This window comes from Pontibacter pamirensis (genome assembly GCF_010015475.1).
Lineage (GTDB): Bacteria > Bacteroidota > Bacteroidia > Cytophagales > Hymenobacteraceae > Pontibacter > Pontibacter pamirensis.
This window is the reverse complement of record NZ_SSNI01000001.1, coordinates 257,281-277,541: the sequence shown is the minus strand read 5'-3', so window position 1 is coordinate 277,541 and position 20,261 is coordinate 257,281. Positions and strand designations below refer to the sequence as shown.

Genomic DNA, 20,261 nt, shown 5'->3' with positions numbered 1-20,261 from the left:
AATTAGTGTATCGTGGAATTAGGTTTGTTTAACTCAAACCTGATTTCTCCGTTCTGTTCTATACCCGTTTCCACCCAACCGACCTTTCTGTAGAATGCTTCTGCCCGGGTACCGGGGTCCGTAGAAAGCCATAGTTTAGATTGCCCGGCAGCAAAGCTCCAGGTTACCATCAGGTTATGCAGTTGCCTGCCAATCCCTTTATTCTCGAAAAGAGGGTCCACAAACAACGCCCAGACATTTGATAGCGAAATGTCTACTATCGCGAAGCCGACCACTTCACCCGCTGCCTCACATACCCAGCCAGCTCCTTTTTCCTGCAGCATCTCACTGTACATAGCAGGAGTAACCAGCGCAGGATCTGACAACCTGTTTTCCAGGACGGCCATTCGCACTCTGGACATGCCTTCGATATCTCCTACTGTTGCGCGGCGAAAAGTAATTCCTACCATATCAGCACAAAGATTACTTGAAACATTTCTCATGAAAGCACCTTCTGAAACTCCACCACGTCCTGCCAGCCAGTGGGTGTTTGCAGCCAGTCTTTCCGGATACCAACTCTTTCGAAACCGGCTATCTGAAAAAGATTGATGCTGGCCAGATTTGTAGCCGTAACAGTGCAGTATACCTGGTGTAGCAGCAGCGTGTTTTGGCAGTAGTCCAGCAATAATTGAAGTGCCTCTGGCGCATGTCCCTTCCCCCTATGCGGAGCAGCCACTACAATACCCACTCCTGCCCGCCTGTGCAAGGGGTCAAAATCGAAAAGATCAACAGCTCCGGCAGCTTGGTCCTCCTGGTTGCAGATAACCAGCCGCAGCTGTTTTACAGTGTAAATGTCGAGGGTGGCATTTTCGAGGTACGCTTGCAGGACAAACCTCGAGTAGGGGGTGAGGGTATTGCCTACATGCCAGACAGACGTGTCGTTTTCGAGGGTATACAGGAAATCCAGATCAGAGGATTCCAAAGCTCTGAGGTATGTTTTTTCTGAACGTAGCAACACGCTGATCCGAATTGGGTTTACAGTTGCTGTTGTGGCTGTGCCTGCTGCAGCGGCACTGAACCTGTGAAGACCTGCTTCGCCGGCCCTACCAAGTTAATATGTTTAAAGGTATCTTCCTCTTGTTTGAAGGTTACCTTTAACTCACCTCCTAAGGTTTTTACCTTCACAGGGTTCTTTAGCCCTTTTAAGCCTGCCACCAAAGCACAGGCGGTTACACCTGTTCCGCACGAAAGTGTTTCGTCTTCCACACCTCGCTCATAGGTGCGCACAAATATTTCATTATCTGAAATCCGCTCAACAAAGTTCACGTTCGTGCCCTCTGCTGCAAAGCGGTCGTTGTAGCGGATGGCGCGGCCTTCTGCATACACGTCCAGGTCCTGCACATTATCTACAAATCGCACATAGTGCGGAGAACCGGTGTTCAGGTAAAAATCTTCTCCAATCTTCTCTGTATCATGCACGTCATTCATCTTGAGCTGGATAAGGTCGCGCTCCACGCTGGCCTGATGCTCTCCATCGGCGGCCAGAAAACAAGCTACGTCTTCTATCACACCCAATTGTCTTGCAAATCGCACGGTGCAGCGCGCGCCATTCCCACACATGGAGCCTAAGCGGCCATCAGCGTTGTAGTACACCATCTCAAAGTCATAGTCCGGATGGTCCTGCAGCAGAATCAAGCCATCTGCCCCAACGCCGGTGCGTCTGTCACAAATTTGCTTTACCAACATCTCATCGTCGGTAGGGAAAGAATGTTTACGATTATCGACCATCACGAAGTCATTCCCCGTGCCCTGGTACTTATAAAAGGTTATTGCCATATCGTTGTAACAAATAAAAAGTCGGCTGCGTGCACTTTTTAAGGTTTGGTGGATATTAAGTACTTTTGCCTCTACCTCCAACCGGCACCAGCCAGAAATTAACGACAAAGATATGTATTCCTTTCTTACAACAGAAAACTGGGATGATTATGAATTAATAGATTCCGGAAATTTTGAGAAACTGGAGCGCTTTGGCCAATATTATGTGGCGCGTCCTGAGCCTCAGGCTATTTGGGACAAGCACCTTCCGGAGCAGGAGTGGCAGCGTATGGCCAATGCCGTGTTCACCCGCGACAAAAACAGCACCGAGAAAGGCCAGTGGCAACTGAAGAAAGGAATGCCTGAGCAGTGGTACATCAACTACAACTATAACGACCTGAAATTGCGTTTCCGTTTAGGGTTATCATCCTTTAAGCATGTGGGCTTGTTTCCGGAGCAGGACAGCAACTGGAAATTTATTTACGATACTACCCGCAAATTAAAAACGCCACAGCCAAAGGTATTAAACATGTTCGCCTATACGGGAGCCGCCACACTGGCTGCCAAAGCCGCCGGCGCCGACGTGACACACCTTGACTCAGTGAAGCAGGTGAACTTCTGGGCCCGTGATAACATGGAAGCCAGCAACCTCGACAACGTGCGCTGGATTGTAGAAGACGCCATGAAATATGCCCGCCGTGAGGTAAAGCGCGGCAACACCTACAATGGCATCATCCTAGACCCACCTTCTTATGGCCGCGGCCCGAACGGCGAAAAGTGGCAACTGGAAAACGAGCTGAACGAGATGGTGAAGCTGTGCCGCGAGCTGCTCGACAAGACAGATTATTTCCTGCTCATCAACCTCTACTCCATCGGCTTCTCCGCTATGATTCTGGATAACCTGATGCGGGGAACATTTGGGGAGCAGGTGCAGAATGAAGAACTGGGGGAGTTGTACCTGCATGATAGCGGCAACAGGAGATTGCCTTTAGGGACTTTATTTAGGTTTACTTCGGCGGGAAAATAGGTGTTAAATTTTTAATATATAATTAATGTCATTTACTTGCCTTCGATAGATTTATAGTCCCACAGGGTTATATCTGGCATATGTTTAGTCTTATAGATACACATAAAAAAGATGAGCAAAATGACAGGATTAGTATTAATGATAATTGGTTTCATCAGCTTTATTGCTGGTTTATTTGTTTATTCTTCTTCAAAGACATCAGCAGAGCCAGTTGCACGTGCCGTTGAATCAGCTGCACCAATCGCAGAGTCTGCTGTTGCGTTAACTGCAGGGCCAGTTGAGCAAATTCCTGATAATGATGAATTAGAAAAAGCAATTAATATGGCTATTGTTGATGGCGTTTTTACACCTAAGGAACAAACTATTATTAAACAAATAGTCGACAATAAGGGGCTGGATTATGATAGTGTTATCAAAGACATTGAAAGCAGAATTTCCCAGTCAGGTGAAACAGCAGAAACAGAAACAATCGACATCAATAAGAAGAATGGTTATGATTTTGAAAAATTTATAGTTAAGAAGTTCAATAAGAAGTATTTCAAAATCAAAGAATGGGCAGGGGATAAATATGTTGAAGGAGTGTATGCTGAAACAACACAACAACCTGACCTAATTTTAGAATTCGAATTAAAAGAGCAAACTTCAGAATTTGCTGTAGAATGCAAATGGAAGAGCAACTTTTATAAAGGAGGAGTTGAGGTTGCCAATCCTGAACAGTTTAAAAGATATCAGAATTTTGAGGCAAAGCGAAATGTACCTGTTTTCATTGCAATAGGAATTGGAGGAAAAGGAGCGAGCCCCGAACAACTCTATATTGTACCTCTGAAGGAGCTTAAATCTAATTTTGTTTCCTTTAAAGCATTAAAAAAGTTTCATAAAGAAGAGGACAAGAACTTCTTTTTTGCCCCTCAAACTCAAACACTCAAATAAAAAGGCTGTCTTCTAATACTCTTAAATTAACAATTATTGCAACCATGAAAAACCGCTTCGCACTCATCGACATGGGCACTAACACTTTTCACCTGCTTATTACAGAAGTAGATAAAAATGGGAACCAACAGGACTTCGTTAAAACGAAGGTGCCGGTTCGTTTGGGGCAGGGCGGTATCAGCAATGGAGCCATTGCGCCGGAAGCCTATGAGCGCGCCATTCGGACACTCAAGGATTTCAGAAAGCAGATCGATGAGTATGAGGTGGAGACGGTAAGGGCGATGGCGACGAGCATGGTGCGAAATGCCTCCAACGGCGATGACTTCATCAAAGACATCTTTAAGTGGACGGATATACAGGTGGAGGTAATTGACGGAGACAAGGAAGCGGAATTCATCTACTATGGTGTGCGATCAGCCGGCGTACTGGATGAGCAGACATCGCTGGTGATGGACATTGGCGGTGGCAGCGTGGAGTTTATCATCTGCAATAAGCAGGAGATTTTCTGGAAACGCAGCTTCGAAATCGGGGCGCAGCGCCTGATGGATCAGTTTTTCAAGCAAGACCCCATTGCACCGGAGAATGCCGAAGCTGAAAAATCATACTTAAAAGAGAAACTACAGCCACTCACTGAGGCGGTGGAACAGTATAAACCAACTGTGTTAGTAGGTTCTTCCGGTACCTTCGACACCCTCTGTGACATTGATGCCCAAAGCAAAGGCGACTTCAGCCGGCAGCAGAACCAACCTGCCGCCTCTGTGCTGCCTATAGGCGACTTTTACCAGATACACCACGACCTGCTCCGCAAAAATCATGAAGAACGCCTTGCTATACCGGGTATGCTGGAGATGCGCGTGGACATGATTGTGCTGGCAAGCATTGCTGTTGCCTTTGTATTGGAAACTTACAACCTGCAGGAAATACGTGTTTCTGCTTATGCGCTGAAGGAGGGTGTTTTGCAGAAGGTGCTGGAGGAAGAACGAGTATAGACCCATGCATGAAGTATAGCCTTTCTCCCTTACAGTACCATTCAGGAGGTAAGGCATTCATTCTATAATTTGTTAATTTGCAGCCTCTATCAGAGAACAATCTTTTATGCATTCATACAGACAACTTTTCGATTTTACACAAGAAGTTTTCCTGCACATGGGCTGCCCGCCCAAAGACGCCAAGCTAGCTGCCGAGGTACTTTTAGAAGCTGATTTACGTGGTGTGGATTCTCATGGCGTAGCCCGCTTAAGTGGCTATGTACGCCTGTGGGAGGCTGGCCGCATCAACCCAAAGCCAAACATGCGCATTGTGCACGAAACACCCAGCACCGCTACTGTAGACGGTGATGGCGGCTTAGGCCTGGTGATTGCCCCAAAGGCCATGGACATCGCCATCGACAAGGCAGCCAAGGTAGGCACCGGCTGGGTATCAGTGAAAAATTCGAACCATTTTGGTATTGCAGGCTATCATGCCATGGAAGCATTATCATCCGACATGATTGGTATTGCCATGACGAATGCTTCGCCACTGGTGGCCCCGACTTTCTCTACTGACCGTATGCTGGGCACAAACCCGATTGCGGTAGCTATACCTACTAAAAACCAGCCCCCGTTTGTAGCAGACTTTGCCACTGCCTCTGCTGCCAATGGCAAACTGGAGATTCTGCAGCGGAAAGAGAAAAAGGCACCCGTAGGCTGGATTCAGACAAAAGCAGGAGACCGGTCTACCAATGCCAATGAACTGAAGGACGGTGGTGCCCTGCTGCCATTGGGTAGCGACAAAGTGCACGGAAGCCATAAAGGCTATGCCCTTGCTTCTATTGTCGATATTTTCTCTGCTGTGCTTTCAGGTGCTAATTATGGCCCGTGGGTGCCTCCATTTGTAAGCTTTCTGCCAGTAGCTGAGAACCTGGTTGGGGAGGGCATCGGTCATTTCCTGGGTGCCATGCGTGTGGATGCTTTCCGTCCGGCCGACGAGTTTAAAGCGCATATGGACAACTGGATTGAAACTTTCCGTAAAGCAAAAGTAAAGAAAGGCCAGAAGGCGGTGCTAATTCCGGGAGACCCGGAGCGTGAGATGACAGAGAAGCGCCTGAAGAAAGGAATTCCGCTGCTGCCACCTGTTGCGCGCGACCTGGAGGAACTGGGCAAGCGCTTCGGCATTAAACTATAAAAGATATGGCAGAAACCTCTACAGCAAGGTTTTTCAAAGGCATTGGCGTAGGCTCCGGAAGCAGAAGTATCCTGATGATGGTGATCGCCTGGGCGCTGAACGTGCTGTGGCTTGGCCTGAACTACTTCTGGCGGTTTGCATCTGTAGAGGTTTTGCTGGCTATCCCTATTCTGCTGCTGCTTTATGCACTAGTAGCATTGCTGGCTTATACCTACTGGGGCGTGCGGGAAGTACGGGAACAGGATGCGCCGTATGCCAATGTGATGGTGGGGGTGATTGTGGCGGTCACGCTGCTTTATTTTAATTATAATTTGCTGGAGTTTGTGTTGGGCGTGTTGAATTAATTTGGTAACTGGTTTTGTCTAAGCTGCCGTAGTGGTGGTTCCTCCAGCGACTCATGAGCGGCCTCTTGCATGGATGTAACTTAGCGCTCCACTCCCGCGAGGGTGCGTTTTCCCGTTCGGCGCTGTGTACATTTCCTGCCTACCGGCTGCCACTAGCGTGGCACCAGAAATCTACAAGGCGCCTCTCAGAAAAACTGGAATCACTTTTCCTTCGAGCTGACAAAATGGGTGTTATATGGAGTGTCCATGTATATATCTCCTTACCCTTCTACACAACCTTACTCATCCGCCAGCACGGAGTGAAGGTGTTTCCAGTCTTTGGGTTGAGCGTCTTTGGAGATTTTTGGTGCCGCTCGCGCGGCAGCGCCCTGGCGCAAAAAACTCCCAGCGCGATGCCCAAAGACGAGGCCTCTCGGCCTTGAGAGCTCAGAGAGAAACAATGCAACTGTAGGTGAGATGCCGCTGGATGAACAGCTACCACGCGAGCTTAGGCAAAATTATTTATATATGACATCAGCTTAACCTCTCTTCAACCAAGATTCTTACAGGATGACAACTGCTTCTACTATAAAATCAAAAAGCGCTGACAGAAACCTGCCAGCGCTTTTTATTCTTAGCTATATGTATCATTAATCAATCTTTTTCCCAGACATGGCCTTCTTGATAGATATCTGCATCACGCGCTCTGCAAAAGGGCTCGTCTGCGCTTCCAGCACGTCCACAGCACCATAAATAGCATCTTTGTCACCACCGGAGGCTAATACATTTTTCAAGTTTTGTACATTCTTACGGGTTAGGGCCACCTCCTCCTCTGTCAGGTGCTCTGCATTTTTATCTACAAAGCGCTCTACCTGGTACAGCATCTGCTCGGCTGTGCTGCGAGCTTCTATCTGCATACGCGCCGATACATCGTCTTTGGCGTGGGTGATGGAGTCCATTAGCATCTGCTCTACCTGCTCATCAGTCAAGCCATATTGTGGCTTCACTTCTACCTCCTGCCGTGTGCCGGAACGAACCTCAATCGCCTCTACCTTCAGGATACCGTCCGCATTCAGGATGAAGTTCACATCCACCTTAGGGAAACCCGCAGGCATGGCCGGTATGCCTTTCAGGTCGAACTCTGCCAACTTGCGGTTTTCCTTCACAATGTCGCGCTCGCCCTGGAAAACGGAGATCTTCATGTTCACCTGTCCGTCCACAGAAGTGGTGTACTGCCGGCCGGCTTTCGTTGGTATTTTGGAGTTTCTGGAAATGATAGGGTCCATTAGTCCGCCCATGGTTTCGATTCCCAGCGTGAGCGGCGTTACGTCCAGCAGCAGGATATCTTTGCGGTTTCCGGCCAGAATATCGGCCTGGATGGCAGCGCCCAGCGCTACTACCTCATCCGGATTATGCGAATTGTTTGCCGGCTTTCCGAAGAACTCTGACACAGCATCGTATACCATCGGCACGCGGGTAGAACCTCCCACCATAATCACGGCGTCAATCTGCTCCGGCTTCAGCTTCGCATCGGCCATTGCCTGGCGGCAGTTCTCCATTGTTCTCGCCACAATCGGCGCTACTAGTCTCTCAAAGGTATGTCGCTCCAGGTGGCACTCTATTTCTCCGTTGATGTTGCTGGTATATACTTCCTGCGAACTTAGCACTTTCTTTGCCTCCTCAGCCTTCAGGCGCAGCTCCTGCGACAGGTTCTTATCCTGGTTGATGGTATCCGCAACAAGCTGATTTTCGCTTATCCAGTGGTTGATGATGGCGCGGTCGAAGTCATCACCACCCAGGTAAGTATCACCATTGGTAGAAAGCACTTCGAATATGCCCTGGTGTAGGCTCAGAATAGAGATATCGAATGTACCGCCACCTAAATCATATACCGCCACCGTCTTCTCCTCATTCGGGTCTATACCGATACCGTAAGCCAGTGCCGCTGCGGTTGGCTCATTCACGATGCGCAGCACCTCCAGCCCTGCCAGCTTACCGGCATCGCGGGTAGCCTGCCGCTGTGAGTCGTTAAAATAGGCAGGTACGGTAATAACGGCACGGTTAACCGGCGTTTTAAGCGAATGCTCTGCCCGTTCGCGCAGCTCTTTTAATATCTCTGCTGATAACTCTATAGGTGAATAGAACTTATCCTTCACCCGGACCTTTACCAAGCCTTCGCTATCATCATCTATAATCTTATACCCAAAGTAGTCTTTATGCTCGCCAAGGTCCCTGTAGGATTTACCAAGCAAGCGCTTTATTGAATAGATGGTATTCGCAGGATCTGTAATGAGGTAATCTTTTGCTTCTGTACCCACCAGCGTTTCGCCGTTTTGCGCGAAATGCACCACCGAGGGCACAATGGTGCCACGGCCCTGGTCGTTGATTGCGATGGGTTTCTTATCTTCAGGATGGATGTAGGCCACCAAGCTGTTGGTCGTTCCTAAATCTATGCCTACTATTACTTCTGCCTGCTGAAGCGCACCAGTAGAAAGGTTTATTGCAACTTTTGCCATAGTATCTGTTATTACGTGAGGTCACCACTATTTAGCGGTGACACATGGGCACAAAGTTACAAATAATTTGGGGAGAGATTTGTTTGTGGGATAAGCGGTATAGGTATAGCTCCTGATTGGGCTACAGGTCGCCATTGATTACTTAATTGCCTGTGGGTGCTCATCCTCTTAGGCACCTCTACTGATAGTGCAGAACCTTGCGCTAAAGATTCCTAATCTTCTTTTTCCACGATGATGAATACGTCTTCGTTCGGGCGCTTCATCAGGTATTTCTCGCGGGCAAACTTCTCCAGCAGCTCCGCATTACTCATCAGTTCCTTGCGGTCCTGCTGTACTTCGTCCATCTTTTCCAGGTAATGCTCCTTTTCCTCCTCTAAATTGCTGAGGGTTTTGCTCATCTGGTACTGCGTAATAAAGTCGTTGGAGTCGAAAAAGAGCATCCAGACTAAAAAAAGGAAAGAGGTGATGAAATAGAAGTTGCGGAAGATTCTGGGAATGCGTCTGTACATAGCGGTAGAGATAAAAGTGCTTATACAAAAATAAGGCTGTGAGTCAGATAACCCACAGCCTTACCATATTTATTTTATGTTCTGTGTTACTAGAACTTTCTTCCCGGGAAGTAAGCTACCTCACCCAGCTCCTCTTCAATGCGAAGCAGTTGGTTGTATTTTGCCATACGGTCTGAGCGCGAAGCTGAACCAGTCTTGATCTGGCCTGTGTTCAGGGCAACAGCAAGGTCAGCAATGGTGTTGTCCTCTGTCTCACCTGAACGGTGGCTCATCACGCTCTTATAGCCATGGCGACGGCCAAGGTTAATCGCATCGATAGTCTCCGTTAGCGTACCAATCTGGTTTACTTTAATCAGGATAGAGTTGGCAACGCCCTGGTCTATACCTTGCTGCAGACGGTCCACGTTTGTTACGAACAGGTCATCGCCTACTAACTGTACTTTGTCACCGATTTTGTCAGTCAACTCTTTCCAGCCTTTCCAGTCATCCTCGGCCATGCTGTCTTCCAGTGAAATGATAGGGTACTTATTCACCCACTCACTCCAGTAGCTCACCATTTCAGAAGAAGAAAGCTTTTCGCCGGTAGACTTCTTAAAGTGGTATTTTCCCGAAGAAGCATCGTAGAACTCAGAGGAGGCAGCATCCATGGCAATCATCATGTCGTCTCCTGGCTTATAACCGGCAGTTTCAATTGCCTGAAGTACTACTTCTATTGCCTCTACGTTAGAAGCGATGTTTGGGGCAAAGCCACCTTCGTCTCCTACGTTTGTAGAAAGTCCTTTTTTCTTCAGTACGTTCTTCAGGTGGTGGAACACCTCAGAGCCCATACGCAGGGCCTCAGAGAAAGACTCAGCACCTATAGGCATAATCATGAACTCCTGGAAGTCGATGGCATTGTCTGCGTGGCTACCGCCATTCAGGATGTTCATCATCGGCACTGGCAATGTGTTGGCGTTTACACCACCCACATAGCGGTAAAGCGGCATGTTCAGCTCCTGTGCAGCTGCACGGGCAATAGCCAGTGACACACCTAAAATAGCGTTGGCACCTAAGTTACCTTTGTTGCCGGAGCCATCCAGTTCGATCATTATCTTGTCAAGCAGGTTCTGCTCATACACCTGGAAACCGATAAGTTCTTCGGCAATTTTCTCGTTCACGTTCTGCACAGCCTGCAGTACGCCTTTGCCCATGTATTTGCTCTTATCGTTGTCGCGCAGTTCTACTGCTTCGTGCACGCCCGTAGATGCCCCTGAAGGCACTGCGGCACGGCCAAATGCACCATATTCTGTCGTTACATCTACTTCAACAGTAGGATTTCCTCTTGAATCGAAGATTTGTCTCGCTTTGATGTCTGTGATTAAGCTCATGTTTTGTTTCTAAAATAGTTTTACTTGATTTTACTTTGTTCTAACAGTTCGATGAAATCATCAAACAGGTATTCTGAGTCGTGTGGTCCTGGAGATGATTCGGGGTGATATTGCACAGAAAAGGCAGGCTTTGATTTCATGCGGATACCTTCAATAGTATTATCGTTAAGGTTGATGTGTGTAACCTCTACTTCCGGATGATTTTGCAATTGCTCGGCATCTACTACGAAGCCATGGTTCTGGCTTGTAATTTCAGAACGGCCTGTGCGCAGGTTCTTCACAGGGTGGTTTAAACCGCGGTGACCGTTATGCATTTTATAGGTAGCTATTCCATTAGCCTGTGCCAGCATCTGGTGTCCCATACAGATACCAAATAGTGGCTTCTGTTTCTCCAGCATCTGCTTCACACTGTTTACTGCTACTGTCGTGGCAGCAGGATCTCCGGGTCCATTGGATATAAAGTAACCATCTGGGTTCCACTGTTCCATTTCTTCGAAGGGTGTATTGTACGGGAACACCTTTACTTCACAGCCACGCGCTACCAGATTTTTGAGGCTATTTTGCTTTACACCAAGGTCAAGCACTGCTACTCTATACTTTACCTCCTCAGGTTTAAAGTGGTAGATTTCAGGTGTACTCACTTTCGAGGATAGCTCAAGGCCAGCCATCGATGGCACCTCTGCCAATTTTTTACGCAACTCATCCATGTCTGTTGTCTCAGAAGAGACAATTGCGTTCATGGCTCCCTTATCGCGGATATGGCGTACCAGCGCTCTGGTGTCTATCTCACAAATGCCCACCACTCCTGCTTGTTCAAAATAGTCCTGCAAAGAGCCTTCGGCAGTTTGTCGGGAAAAGTGACTGGAGAAATCTTTGCAAACCAGGCCGCTGATTTGGATTTTGTCTGACTCTACTTCCTGATGTTGTACGCCATAGTTACCAACATGAGATACAGTGGTCACAACCATCTGCCCATAATAGGAGGGGTCAGTAAAAATTTCCTGGTAACCTGTCATCCCGGTGTTGAAACATAACTCGCCACCTGATGTACCAATACGTCCCAGGCTTTTACCTTTAAAAACGGTGCCATCTTCTAAAAGAAGTATCGCTTCTGTTGAAATTTGCTTCTTCATAATAATGATTTGTTACAAAAATAAAAAAGGGACACGACTTACGTCATGTCCCTTTAAAATATTTACAAAAAAAGCTTACTTAGCATCTTTTGTCTCTTCATTAGAATCAGTAGACTCTGCAGGAGCATCCGTAGCCTTAGTGTCAACAGATGATGCAGGAGTTTCAGTTTCAGCCTGGGCTGCTGCTTCTACAGCCGGAGCTGCTGTTCCAGCATCAGTTGCTGGTGCAGTGGCTGTTGAAGCCTCTGTGTTAGCAGCATCACTGCCCTTCTTACCACCACGGCGACGCGTTCTCTTCGCACCACCAGTAGCAGTTGAAGCTGTTGTCAGCATATCCTCATTATAGTCTACCAGCTCGATAACACACATTTCTGCATTGTCACCCAGTCTGTAGCCAGTTTTCAGGATGCGGGTGTATCCGCCTGGTCTGTTTGCTACTTTTACAGATACTTCATCAAAAAGCTCCTTTACAGATTCTTTGTTCTGCAGGTAAGCAAAACAAGTTCTTCTGGAGTGAGTAGTATCGTTTTTAGATTTAGTTAACAAAGGCTCCACATACTTACGCAGTGCTTTCGCCTTGGCTACTGTAGTAGATACGCGCTTGTGCAGGATAAGGGAAGCTGCCATGTTCGACAGCATTGCCTTACGGTGTGACGCCGTTCTTCCTAAGTGATTGATTTTTTTACCGTGTCTCATTATTGTAATTTGTGCACGTGCATACCGTCGATCAACCTTTGAAGGGATCGGGAATTATGCCGTAGATTATTTAATCTTCTTCTAATTTGTACTTAGAAAGGTCCATTCCGAAAACCAGTCCTTTCTCCTGCACCAGGTTCTCTAACTCAGTCAGAGACTTCTTACCAAAGTTTCTGAACTTCATCATGTCTGAAATGTCCAGCTGCACCAGGTCGCCGAGTGTTTTAATGTCGGCAGCCTTAAGGCAATTGTACGCGCGCACAGATAAATCCATGTCCTGAAGAGAAGTCTTCAAAACTTTGCGCATATGCAGTAATTCTTCGTCTACAGCCTCTTCCTCTTCAGGCTTAGCTGTTTCAAAAGTCATGGTATTATCAGAAAACAGCATGAAATGCTGAATCAGGATGTTGGCAGCACCTTTCAATGCTTCCTCAGGATGAATTGAACCGTCTGTCTGGATGTCAAGAACAAGCTTCTCGTAGTCAGTTTTCTGCTCTACACGCGTGTTCTCCACACTAAACTTAACGTTTTTAATAGGTGTATAGATGGCATCAATCGAGATATGCCCAAACACTTGCTCCGCTGGCTTATTTTCGTCGGCAGGCACGTAACCGCGGCCTTTCTGAACTGTAAGCTCTACTTCGAAATTGATGCTTGGATCCAGGTGGCAAATCACCAGTTCCGGATTAAGCACTTCGAAGCTGGAAGTGAATTTGTTTATATCACCAGCAGTGAAAGTATCCTGACCACTGAGACTCACAGTGATCTTCTCGTCCTGCAATTCGCTGATTTTCTTCATGCGAACCATCTTCAAGTTAAGGATAATGTCAGAGACATCCTCAACCACCCCTTCAACAGACGAAAACTCATGCAATACACCACCTATACGGATGCTCGTGATGGCATATCCTTCTAAAGATGAAAGAAGAATTCTTCGCAGAGCATTTCCGATGGTTACACCGTAACCTTTTTCAAGCGGCTTGAATTCAAATGAACCATGAAAGTCGTCGGCTTTTTCCATCACAACTTTCTCCGGCATTTGAAATGCTAATATTGACATACTTGCAGTGTTAAAGGTTATAAATTGATTATGCTGCTTACTTAGAGTAAAGCTCGACGATGAGCTGCTCCTGAATTTTCTCAGGGATTTGCTCTCTGTCAGGAGTAGCTACGTACTTACCTGACATTTCGCTTGCATTCCACTCTAACCAGCTAAAGGCACGTGCGTTATGCACAGCAAGTGATGTTGTGATAGCCTCAAGAGACTTGGATTTCTCTCTTACCGCTACTAACTCACCTACCTTCAGGCTGTATGAAGGAATGTTCACGATTTCGCCATTAACTAGGATGTGCTTATGCAACACAAGCTGACGCGCAGCTCTCCTGGTTGGAGCTATACCTAAACGGTAAACAGTATTATCTAATCTAGACTCCAGCAACACTAACAGGTTCTCACCGGTGATACCACCTTTTCTGTGAGCTTTCTCAAATAAGTTAGCAAATTGTTTTTCCAGAATACCGTATATGTATTTTGCTTTCTGCTTTTCATTCAGCTGAACAGCGTATTCAGACTGCTTTTTGCGACGGCCACGGCCGTGCATCCCCGGAGGATAAGCTTTCTTTTTTAGTGCTTTGCTTGGGCCGAAAATCTCTTCGTTAAACTTTCTTGAGATTTTACTTTTTGGACCAGTATATCTTGCCATTTCTTAAATTAATTTGAAATTAAACTCTTCTGCGTTTTGGTGGACGACATCCGTTGTGTGGCAGAGGGGTAACATCTTTAATAGAAGTTACTTCTATACCAGTGTTTTGTACCGTACGGATAGCAGATTCTCTACCTGAACCCGGACCTTTTACAAACACCTCAGCCTTTCGCATTCCAAGGTCATAAGCAACTTTGGCGCAATCGCCAGCAGCCATCTGAGCCGCGTACGGAGTGTTCTTTTTAGAACCCTTAAAGCCCATTTTACCAGCAGAAGCCCAAGATATTACCTGACCTACGTTATTGGTTACTGATATAATGATGTTATTGAAAGAAGCCTTAATGTGTACCTGACCCACTGGTTCTACAATAACTACACGCTTTTTAGCTTTATCTTTTCTTTTCTGAGCCATAATCAATTATTATTTAGCAGCTTTCTTTTTGTTAGCAACTGTTTTACGCTTACCTTTTCGGGTACGTGAGTTGTTCTTGGTACGCTGTCCGCGTACTGGTAAACCCTTACGGTGTCTTAACCCACGGTAGCTTCCGATGTCCATCAAACGCTTGATGTGCAATTGCACCTCAGAACGAAGCACACCTTCAGTTTTATGATCAGCTGCAATAATTGATCTGATCTCACCGGCTTCATCTTCTGTCCAGTCTTTTACCTTTTTGTCAAGATCCACCCCGGCTTTTGTAAGGATTCTCTGCGAAAGGTTACGACCGATACCAAAGATATAGGTCAAAGCGATTTCGCCTCTTTTGTTATCCGGAATATCTACTCCTGCAATTCTAGCCATACTATTATTTAATTATCCTTGTCTTTGTTTATATCTTGGATTCTTTTTGTTGATTACATAAAGCTTCCCCTTACGGCGGATAACTTTACAATCAGCACTTCTCTTTTTTACTGATGCTTTAACTTTCATTTTATTTATTTATATCGGTAAACAATTCTGCCTTTTGTAAGGTCGTAAGGCGACATTTCTAATTTCACTCTATCACCGGGCAAAATTTTAATATAATGCATTCTCATTTTACCGGAAATATGAGCAACTACCTGATGACCATTTTCAAGCTCCACTCTAAACATGGCGTTAGACAAAGCTTCAACTATAGTTCCGTCTTGTTCTATGGACGACTGTTTTGCCATTTATGATTTTTTTGCTTCTTCTATATAATCAAATGTTGTTAAAATCTCAGCCTTATCCTTACGCACTACTACGGAATGCTCAAAATGGGCAGAAGGTTTTTTATCTTTTGTTCGAATCGTCCAACCATCGTCTTCCTGCACAATGTGCCGCGTTCCGAGATTAATCATGGGCTCGATAGCAATAACCAAACCATTCTGAAGTTTGATCCCTTGCCCACGACGGCCATAGTTTGGGACCTCAGGAGATTCGTGCAAATCCTGACCGATACCATGCCCGACAAGTTCTCTGACAACACCATAACCATGCGCTTCGGCATGTTCCTGTATCGTGTAACTAATATCGCCTAGCCTGGAACCAACTGTTGCTTTTTCAATACCTTTGTAAAGCGACTCTTTTGTCACTTTCAAGAGGTCTTTCACCTCTTCCGAAACGTTGCCCACAGCGTGAGTGTAAGCACAGTCGCTGTGAAACCCTTTGTAGTAAACACCTGCATCAACAGAAATTATATCTCCATCGTTCAAAGTGTACTTACTAGGAAAGCCATGTACAACAGTAGCGTTAACTGATATACACAGGCTATAAGGGAAACCGTTGTAATTTTTAAAGGACGGTTGACCACCACTATCTTTGATGAACTCTTCAGCCCGTTTATCTAACGTAAGCGTAGAAACACCTTCTTTTATAAGACGAGCAATTTCGCCATGTGCTTTGCTTAAAATCAAAGCACTCTGGCGAATCAGCTCTATTTCTTCTTCTGTTTTATAATTAATCATTTACTAAGATGCCATGGTAGGTATGGTCTCAGTTCTACCGCGAAGCTTTCCTGATTTCATCATACCATCATAGTGACGCATAAGCAGATAGCTTTCTACTTGCTGCAGTGTATCCAGCACAACACCAACCATGATGATGAGAGAGGTACCACCAAAGAACTGAGAAAACTCTCTTGTTACACCCAATAGCATAGCTATAGAAGGGAATATGGCCACCAGCGCAAGGTATATAGCACCCGGAAGCGTGATTCTTGTCAAGATAGTGTCAATGTATTCAGAGGTTGCTCTGCCAGGTTTAACACCCGGAACAAACCCACCACTTCGTTTCAGGTCATCCGCAATCTGGTTTGGGTTAACGCTGATAGCAGTGTAGAAATACGTGAACACTAAAATCAAAAGACCAAATACCAGGTTATACTGCCAGGAGGTAAAATCTGAGAATGTAGCTCCTATATAGTTTGCAGTTTCATTTGAATCAGCCCAGATAGACGCAACCATAGATGGTAAGAACATCAGGGACTGTGCAAAAATGATAGGCATCACACCTGCTGCATTTACTTTTAGCGGAATAAACTGACGTTGACCACTATATAAAGAACTACCCCCTACCTGCTTTGCGTACTGAACCGGAATTCTCCTGATAGCCTGTGTCAGCATTACAACCGACATCACTACGAAGAACAGAACAAACATTTCAAATAAGAACAACAAGGCTCCATTCAGCTGTTTTGATAATGCTTCAGCGAAAATGGCACCCGGAAACCGGGAGATAATACCGATCATAATCAGCATGGAGATACCGTTTCCGATACCTTTATCTGTGATCCTCTCACCTAACCACATACAAAAAATAGTACCTGATGTAAGCACAATCATGGAAGTGATGGTGAAGAGTGTTTGATTAATAACAATCGCCTCAGCATTAAGCGTGGCAACAAAGCCTACCGCCTGGGCTAAAGTGATGATAATGGTAAGTACACGGGTAATCTGGTTAATTTTCTTTCGACCACTTTCCCCCTCCTTCTGCATTTTTTGAAAATACGGAACAGCAATAGTCAATAGCTGCAATACAATCGAAGCTGATATATAAGGCATGATACCTAACGCAAAGATAGATGCATTGCTAAATGCTCCACCCAGGAATGTATCTAACAAACCAAACAGGCCACCAGTGTTGGCCTGTAGCTGATTAGGATCAACGCCAGGTAAAACAACAAAAGAACCAAGTCTAAATATTGCAATGAAGAAAAGGGTATTAAAGATCCTTACCCTAAGGTCTTCAATCGCAAAAATGTTCTTAATAGTTGTTATAAACTTCTTCATACCGATCGATTAGAGCGCTACTGTTTTGCCGCCTGCTTTTTCTATGGATGATGTTGCAGTTCCAGAGAATGCATGGGCATGTACTTCTACAGCTTTATTCAACTCTCCTCTGCCTAATATTTTTACTTTATCGTTTTTCTGAACCAGACCGTTTGCTTTGTAGAAATCAAAGTTGAAGACTGTTTCATTGCCTGATTCAGCCAAAGACTGTAACACATCTATGTTAATGGCTTTATACTCAACACGGTTAATGTTTTTGAAGCCAAACTTAGGCACACGTCTCTGAAGTGGCATCTGACCACCTTCAAATCCAGATTTCTGTGAATAACCAGAACGGGATTTAGCACCTTTATGACCACGTGTAGAAGTTCCACCTCTACCGGATCCAGTACCTCTACCTATTCTTTTTCTGTTCTTTACAGCACCTTCTGCAGGTTTTAAAGAATTTAAGTACATTATTGTAAGTCTTTTACTTCTACTAAACTATGAACCTTTTTTATCATACCAGCAATCTGTGGTGTATTCTCAACAGACACTGATTTGCTTATCTTACCAAGACCAAGTGCTTTAATGGTATCTTTTTGGTCTTTTGGACGGCCAATGATACTTTTGACCTGTGTGATTTGTACTTGAGCCATATCAATTATCCGTTGAATACTTTCTGTAAATTAACACCACGTTGCTGCGCAACAGCCAAAGGATCACGCATTTTAGAAAGGGCGTCGAAAGTTGCCTTCACCACGTTATGTGGGTTAGAAGATCCTTTAGATTTGCAAAGTACGTCTTTTATACCAGCACTCTCCAATACAGCACGCATTGCACCACCGGCAATTACACCAGTACCAGCCGCAGCTGGCTTAATGAGAACAAAACCACCAGAGTATTTACCCTCCATTGGGTGTGGTACTGTGCTATGGTAAATAGGAACTTTAACCAGGTTCTTTTTCGCGTCGTCGATTCCTTTTGCGATAGCGTCAGTTACTTCATTGGCTTTGCCAAGTCCGTATCCTACTACGCCGTTTCCGTCACCTACTACAACGATGGCAGCAAAACTGAATCTTCTACCACCTTTAACAACCTTGGCAACACGATTAATGGCTACTACTTTCTCTTTGAGTTCGATTTCGCTCGCCTTTACGCTTCGTATATTATTCTTCAACATAATTTTTAGAATTTAAGGCCAGCTTCACGAGCGCCTTCTGCCAATGATTTAACTTTACCGTGATACAGGTAGCCAGAACGGTCGAAAACTACTTCAGAGATACCTTTCTCTATAGCTTTCGCTGCAATCTCTTTACCTACTCTACCGGCAGTCTCCACATTTGCTTTTGCATCATCAAGTTTCAGCGAAGAGGCAGCTGCTAGTGTCACACCAGTAGTATCGTCTATTAGCTGTGCGTAAATTCCTTTGTTACTGCGAAACACAGACAATCTCGGCCTTGCAGAAGTACCAGAAATTTTGTTTCTGATACCTCTTTTAATTCTTAGTCTTCTTGTAATCTTATTAGTAGACATGATGATGATTATTTAGACGCTGTCTTACCAGCTTTTCTTCTGATTACTTCACCTACGAAGCGGATACCCTTACCTTTGTATGGTTCAACTTTACGCAGTGATCTGATTTTAGCAGCAACCTGTCCCAGTAATTGCTTGTCGTTACTGTCAAGCGTGATAACCGGAGACTTACCTTTTTCAGTTACAGCTGTTGCTGAAACTCCTTCTGGTAAGCTCAAGAAGATGTTGTGCGAGTATCCAAGGGAAAGTTCAAGAATTGTACCTACCATGGATGCCTTATAACCAACACCAACCAACTCTAGTTTTTCTGTGTAACCTTCGGTTACTCCTATCACCATGTTATTGATAAGTGACCTGTACAAGCCATGCATCGCCTTATGGCGCTTCTGCTCTGTCGGGCGCTCTACAACAATCTCATTGTCCTGCTGCTTCACGATGATATCTTTATCCACCGGAGTAGATAAAGAACCCTTTGGCCCCTTTACCGTAACAACATTGTTATCAGCAACGGATACTTCAATATTTCCTGGCAGGGTGATTGGCAATTTTCCTATACGTGACATTGTCTATCCTCCTAATTAATAAACGTAACATAACACCTCGCCACCGATTTTCAGTGTCTTGGCTTCTTTTTCTGTCATTACGCCTTGAGAAGTAGACAATATTGCAATGCCTAAACCATTCAGTACACGTGGCAGGTTTTCGCTTCCGGCGTATTTACGCAGCCCTGGCTTACTTACCCTATCAATTTTCACAATAGCAGATTGCTTGGTGTTAGGGTTGTACTTCAGAGCTATCTTGATTGTACCTTGTACTGCAGAGTCTTCAAACTTGTAGCTCTGGATGTACCCTTTGTCGTACAATACCTTAGTAATCTCTTTCTTTATATTGCTAGATGGTATTTCAACTATCCTATGGTTCGCTTTGACAGCGTTACGCACTCTAGTTAAATAATCTGCTATTGGATCTGTGTTCATTCTGATTTAATAAAATAACGTATGCTTTATCCAAGCGAGGGGCAAAGATACTAATATCTTTTGATGATTCTTAATATGTTAAGAAAAATTTACCAGCTCGACTTTGTTACACCAGGAATTTTACCCATAACTGCCAACTCTCTGAAAACCACACGGGAGATACCGAATTTTCTCATGTATCCTCTTGGTCGTCCAGATAATTTGCAACGGTTATGAAGCCGCACAGGGGATGCGTTACGAGGCAGCTTGTCTAAAGCCTCATAATCTCCGTTTGCTTTAAGTTCAGCTCTCTTTGTAGCATATTTCGCTACAGCCTTCTGTCTTTTAAGCTCTCTTGCTTTTACTGATTCTTTTGCCAT

At 45.3% G+C, this 20,261-nt stretch carries 28 protein-coding genes; 5 read left to right on the top strand and 23 right to left on the bottom strand.

Annotated elements, in window-relative coordinates; genetic code table 11:
• Positions 1 to 2: 2 nt before the first annotated feature.
• From E1919_RS02045 to dapF, 3 genes are read right to left on the bottom strand one after another with little or no spacing between them, the layout of a single operon-like run.
• Positions 3 to 482, bottom strand: a complete 480-nt coding sequence (locus tag E1919_RS02045) for a GNAT family N-acetyltransferase (RefSeq protein ID WP_237143950.1) — start codon at positions 480 to 482, stop codon at positions 3 to 5.
• Positions 479 to 961 carry a GNAT family N-acetyltransferase gene (locus E1919_RS02040; RefSeq protein ID WP_237143949.1) on the bottom strand — a complete coding sequence of 161 codons (483 nt, stop codon included), beginning with the start codon at positions 959 to 961 and terminating at the stop codon, positions 479 to 481. The genes E1919_RS02045 and E1919_RS02040 overlap by 4 nt, the downstream gene beginning before the upstream one ends.
• Positions 962 to 1,014: 53 nt before the next feature.
• Positions 1,015 to 1,815: a diaminopimelate epimerase gene (gene dapF, locus E1919_RS02035; protein WP_162051659.1), complete on the bottom strand. Its 801-nt coding sequence runs from the start codon at positions 1,813 to 1,815 to the stop codon at positions 1,015 to 1,017.
• Between the two features lie 112 nt (positions 1,816 to 1,927).
• Here dapF and E1919_RS02030 point away from each other — a divergent pair, with 112 nt between their 5' ends.
• The 5 genes from E1919_RS02030 to E1919_RS02010 all read left to right on the top strand — a co-directional run bounded on the left by E1919_RS02030 (position 1,928) and on the right by E1919_RS02010 (position 6,258).
• Positions 1,928 to 2,821, top strand: a complete 894-nt coding sequence (locus E1919_RS02030; protein WP_162051658.1) for a class I SAM-dependent methyltransferase — start codon at positions 1,928 to 1,930, stop codon at positions 2,819 to 2,821.
• Positions 2,822 to 2,941: 120 nt separating this feature from the next.
• Positions 2,942 to 3,751, top strand: a complete 810-nt coding sequence (locus E1919_RS02025) for a hypothetical protein (RefSeq protein ID WP_162051657.1) — start codon at positions 2,942 to 2,944, stop codon at positions 3,749 to 3,751.
• A 44-nt stretch (positions 3,752 to 3,795) separates the two neighbouring features.
• Positions 3,796 to 4,740: a Ppx/GppA phosphatase family protein gene (locus E1919_RS02020; protein WP_162051656.1), complete on the top strand. Its 945-nt coding sequence runs from the start codon at positions 3,796 to 3,798 to the stop codon at positions 4,738 to 4,740.
• A 106-nt stretch (positions 4,741 to 4,846) separates the two neighbouring features.
• Positions 4,847 to 5,914, top strand: coding sequence for an Ldh family oxidoreductase (locus E1919_RS02015; protein WP_162051655.1), 1,068 nt, complete (start codon positions 4,847 to 4,849; stop codon positions 5,912 to 5,914).
• 5 nt (positions 5,915 to 5,919) lie between these two features.
• Positions 5,920 to 6,258: a hypothetical protein gene (locus tag E1919_RS02010; RefSeq protein ID WP_162051654.1), complete on the top strand. Its 339-nt coding sequence runs from the start codon at positions 5,920 to 5,922 to the stop codon at positions 6,256 to 6,258.
• 629 nt (positions 6,259 to 6,887) lie between these two features.
• Here the strand turns inward: E1919_RS02010 and dnaK are convergent.
• The 20 genes from dnaK to rpsN all read right to left on the bottom strand — a co-directional run bounded on the left by dnaK (position 6,888) and on the right by rpsN (position 20,261).
• Entirely contained in the window at positions 6,888 to 8,753 is a 1,866-nt protein-coding gene (gene dnaK, locus E1919_RS02005) for a molecular chaperone DnaK (protein WP_162051653.1), read from the bottom strand.
• A gap of 212 nt (positions 8,754 to 8,965) precedes the next feature.
• Positions 8,966 to 9,262, bottom strand: coding sequence for an FtsB family cell division protein (locus E1919_RS02000; protein ID WP_162051652.1), 297 nt, complete (start codon positions 9,260 to 9,262; stop codon positions 8,966 to 8,968).
• Between the two features lie 89 nt (positions 9,263 to 9,351).
• Positions 9,352 to 10,629 (bottom strand): phosphopyruvate hydratase, encoded by a 1,278-nt coding sequence (gene eno / locus E1919_RS01995; protein ID WP_162051651.1) that lies wholly within the window; start codon positions 10,627 to 10,629, stop codon positions 9,352 to 9,354.
• Between the two features lie 20 nt (positions 10,630 to 10,649).
• On the bottom strand, positions 10,650 to 11,762 hold the full coding sequence (gene carA / locus E1919_RS01990; RefSeq protein WP_162051650.1) for a glutamine-hydrolyzing carbamoyl-phosphate synthase small subunit: 1,113 nt from the start codon (positions 11,760 to 11,762) through the stop codon (positions 10,650 to 10,652).
• Positions 11,763 to 11,837: 75 nt separating this feature from the next.
• Positions 11,838 to 12,458 (bottom strand): 50S ribosomal protein L17, encoded by a 621-nt coding sequence (gene rplQ / locus E1919_RS01985; RefSeq protein ID WP_162051649.1) that lies wholly within the window; start codon positions 12,456 to 12,458, stop codon positions 11,838 to 11,840.
• A gap of 70 nt (positions 12,459 to 12,528) precedes the next feature.
• Positions 12,529 to 13,518: a DNA-directed RNA polymerase subunit alpha gene (locus E1919_RS01980; protein WP_162051648.1), complete on the bottom strand. Its 990-nt coding sequence runs from the start codon at positions 13,516 to 13,518 to the stop codon at positions 12,529 to 12,531.
• Positions 13,519 to 13,555: 37 nt separating this feature from the next.
• Positions 13,556 to 14,161 carry a 30S ribosomal protein S4 gene (gene rpsD, locus E1919_RS01975; RefSeq protein WP_162051647.1) on the bottom strand — a complete coding sequence of 202 codons (606 nt, stop codon included), beginning with the start codon at positions 14,159 to 14,161 and terminating at the stop codon, positions 13,556 to 13,558.
• A 19-nt stretch (positions 14,162 to 14,180) separates the two neighbouring features.
• Positions 14,181 to 14,573 carry a 30S ribosomal protein S11 gene (gene rpsK / locus E1919_RS01970; protein WP_115565612.1) on the bottom strand — a complete coding sequence of 131 codons (393 nt, stop codon included), beginning with the start codon at positions 14,571 to 14,573 and terminating at the stop codon, positions 14,181 to 14,183.
• Between the two features lie 9 nt (positions 14,574 to 14,582).
• Positions 14,583 to 14,960, bottom strand: a complete 378-nt coding sequence (rpsM, locus tag E1919_RS01965; protein ID WP_162051646.1) for a 30S ribosomal protein S13 — start codon at positions 14,958 to 14,960, stop codon at positions 14,583 to 14,585.
• A gap of 12 nt (positions 14,961 to 14,972) precedes the next feature.
• Complete coding sequence (gene ykgO / locus E1919_RS01960; RefSeq protein WP_034256541.1) at positions 14,973 to 15,089, bottom strand: type B 50S ribosomal protein L36; 117 nt, start codon at positions 15,087 to 15,089, stop codon at positions 14,973 to 14,975.
• Positions 15,090 to 15,094: 5 nt separating this feature from the next.
• Positions 15,095 to 15,313, bottom strand: coding sequence for a translation initiation factor IF-1 (infA, locus tag E1919_RS01955; RefSeq protein ID WP_162051645.1), 219 nt, complete (start codon positions 15,311 to 15,313; stop codon positions 15,095 to 15,097).
• On the bottom strand, positions 15,314 to 16,087 hold the full coding sequence (gene map / locus E1919_RS01950; protein WP_162051644.1) for a type I methionyl aminopeptidase: 774 nt from the start codon (positions 16,085 to 16,087) through the stop codon (positions 15,314 to 15,316).
• Between the two features lie 3 nt (positions 16,088 to 16,090).
• Positions 16,091 to 17,410: a preprotein translocase subunit SecY gene (gene secY / locus E1919_RS01945; RefSeq protein ID WP_162051643.1), complete on the bottom strand. Its 1,320-nt coding sequence runs from the start codon at positions 17,408 to 17,410 to the stop codon at positions 16,091 to 16,093.
• Positions 17,411 to 17,419: 9 nt separating this feature from the next.
• Complete coding sequence (gene rplO / locus E1919_RS01940; RefSeq protein ID WP_162051642.1) at positions 17,420 to 17,866, bottom strand: 50S ribosomal protein L15; 447 nt, start codon at positions 17,864 to 17,866, stop codon at positions 17,420 to 17,422.
• Entirely contained in the window at positions 17,866 to 18,048 is a 183-nt protein-coding gene (gene rpmD, locus E1919_RS01935; RefSeq protein ID WP_162051641.1) for a 50S ribosomal protein L30, read from the bottom strand. Before rpmD ends, rplO begins: the two co-directional genes overlap by 1 nt.
• A gap of 5 nt (positions 18,049 to 18,053) precedes the next feature.
• A complete protein-coding gene (gene rpsE, locus E1919_RS01930) occupies positions 18,054 to 18,572 on the bottom strand; it encodes a 30S ribosomal protein S5 (RefSeq protein WP_115565619.1) in 519 nt (172 codons plus the stop codon).
• A 5-nt stretch (positions 18,573 to 18,577) separates the two neighbouring features.
• Positions 18,578 to 18,925 carry a 50S ribosomal protein L18 gene (rplR, locus tag E1919_RS01925; protein WP_162051640.1) on the bottom strand — a complete coding sequence of 116 codons (348 nt, stop codon included), beginning with the start codon at positions 18,923 to 18,925 and terminating at the stop codon, positions 18,578 to 18,580.
• Positions 18,926 to 18,933: 8 nt separating this feature from the next.
• Positions 18,934 to 19,488 (bottom strand): 50S ribosomal protein L6, encoded by a 555-nt coding sequence (rplF, locus tag E1919_RS01920; RefSeq protein WP_162051639.1) that lies wholly within the window; start codon positions 19,486 to 19,488, stop codon positions 18,934 to 18,936.
• Between the two features lie 15 nt (positions 19,489 to 19,503).
• Positions 19,504 to 19,902 carry a 30S ribosomal protein S8 gene (gene rpsH / locus E1919_RS01915; protein WP_162051638.1) on the bottom strand — a complete coding sequence of 133 codons (399 nt, stop codon included), beginning with the start codon at positions 19,900 to 19,902 and terminating at the stop codon, positions 19,504 to 19,506.
• Between the two features lie 89 nt (positions 19,903 to 19,991).
• Entirely contained in the window at positions 19,992 to 20,261 is a 270-nt protein-coding gene (gene rpsN, locus E1919_RS01910) for a 30S ribosomal protein S14 (protein ID WP_115565623.1), read from the bottom strand.